At 44.4% G+C, this 1416-nt stretch carries 1 protein-coding gene; it reads left to right on the top strand.

Going from position 1 to position 1416, the window contains the following annotated elements:
• Positions 1 to 22: 22 nt before the first annotated feature.
• Entirely contained in the window at positions 23 to 1324 is a 1302-nt protein-coding gene (locus QUA58_RS31315) for an NF041680 family putative transposase (RefSeq protein WP_333398014.1), read from the top strand.
• Positions 1325 to 1416: the final 92 nt, after the last annotated feature.

Raw genomic sequence — 1416 nt, 5'->3', positions numbered from 1 at the left:
ATAAAACCTATCCACTCCTTAAATGAACAGTGAACGATTAAAGGACTTTCGTCAAGCAGCATACGAGTTATTGGTGCAAGCGAAAGATGCGACATTTGAGCTGATGGATGCAGTGATGACCACTCCGAATGCGTCATGTTTAGCGGAATTTTCACTCAATCCATTATTTAAGCGTCAATGGCCAAGCATCTATGAAGCTTTACAAGACTGTAGACCAGACCGAAAAAAACTGATGCTGCTGTATCTGGAGCAATTACAGAAAGAAGCACCCCCAAAGGAACACATATTAGTGGCAATCGACCACACTGCATGGGGGAGACGAGATGCCAAAACGTTACAAGATAGAACCCATGAATATCAAAGCGGTGTAATTGTGGGTCAGGGATACAGTACCATTGCGTGGATACCTGAAGCTCAAGGAAGTTGGGCATTACCCCTGCTCCATGAAAGAATTAGTAGTGGGTCTTCACCCATACTTCAAGCAGCTTCCCAACTTAAACTTGTCTGTGAACAGAGCGTCAACCCAGTTTTAGCAGTTTTGGATCGAGAATATGGCAATGCAACCTGGGTATTAGCGCAAGCAGATATTCAAGCTGATTGCTTAATGAGAGTCCGAAAGAATGCCTGCTTATGGTCAGCACCACCAGCCTATAGTGGTCGCGGTAGACCACGAAAACATGGGCAGAAAATGAGACTCAATGACCCAAGCACATGGCTCCAAGCGGATGCTGTGATTGAAATTGACGAACATCCACAGTTGGGACCAGTCCGAGTCAGGCAATGGCTTGACTTGCATTTTTATCGCGCCCCTGGACAAAAAGTCAACTTAATCCTGGTGGAAAGAATGAAGCCCATGTCAAACGGTCAGCCATTTCCACCCTTATGGTTGGCTTGGGTGGGAGAACGAACTCTCCCTTTAGAAACTGTTTGGTTCAAATATTTACGACGCTTTGGAGTCGATCATTGGTATAGGTTTGCCAAGCAACGATTGCATTGGACATTGCCTAATTTAAGAACCCCTGAACAATCCGAGCGTTGGAGTGATTTAATGCCATTGATGAGTTGGCAACTCTGGCTGGCCAGAGATTTAGTAATCGAGAATAGACTTCCTTGGCAATCTGCTACTATCAATTTAACCCCTGGACGTGTTGCCCAATCAATGTTTTCGCTTTTGGTTGACATTGGGACTCCAACAAAAATCCCTAAACATAGGGGAAAATCCCCCGGTTGGGAAAAAGGAAGGGTACGAACTAAGGCACCGTGCTATCCCACCGTTAAAAAACGGGTTTCTCGACGTAAAAAGTCTTTAAGATTAGCTGTTTAATCTTCTACTTTTTGAGTTTTTGAGCAACAGCTTGCCTGAGATTCAAAGGTGGCTACTTCTAGCTGTGCTCATTTTTTAGTCTAAACTACAGT

The sequence above is a fragment of the Microcoleus sp. N9_A1 genome, from assembly GCF_036701795.1.
Lineage (GTDB): Bacteria > Cyanobacteriota > Cyanobacteriia > Cyanobacteriales > Microcoleaceae > Microcoleus.
Note: the sequence above shows the minus strand (reverse complement) of the source record. Positions and strands in the feature narration are given on the sequence as shown.